Below are 326 nucleotides of genomic sequence, written 5' to 3'. Positions count from 1 at the left end.
GGCTTGACCTTCGAACAGTCGGGGTGTGACTTTTTGTTCATCGACGAGGCGCACGACTACAAGAACCTCACCCGCCCGTCCAACAGCGCAGATCTGGCGGTCACCAACGGCTCTCAGCGGGCCACCGACCTGGAGATGAAGGCCAAGTATCTGCGGGAGAAGGCCCGCGCCCTGGGCGCCGAGCAGGGGATGGCGCACGCGCCGGCCAAGGCGATCGCGTTTGCCACCGGCACTCCGATCAGCAATTCGCTGTCGGAAATCTGGGTGATGACCAAGTACCTGCGCCCGGACCTGCTGCACGAGGCCGGCCTGGGACGGATCGACAA

Annotated in this window: 1 protein-coding gene; it reads left to right on the top strand. The window is 64.4% G+C overall.

All coding sequences use genetic code 11. The features are described from left to right. Positions 1–33 precede the first annotated feature (33 nt). A partial coding sequence (locus tag NVV99_RS26435; RefSeq protein WP_313906273.1) for a hypothetical protein occupies positions 34–326 on the top strand: 293 nt, incomplete at its 3' end.

Source organism: Rhodococcus sp. PAE-6 (assembly GCF_025290685.1).
GTDB classification, from domain to species: domain Bacteria; phylum Actinomycetota; class Actinomycetes; order Mycobacteriales; family Mycobacteriaceae; genus Rhodococcus; species Rhodococcus pyridinivorans.
The sequence above is the reverse complement of the archived record's forward strand: the minus strand, read 5'-3'. Positions and strand labels throughout refer to the sequence as shown.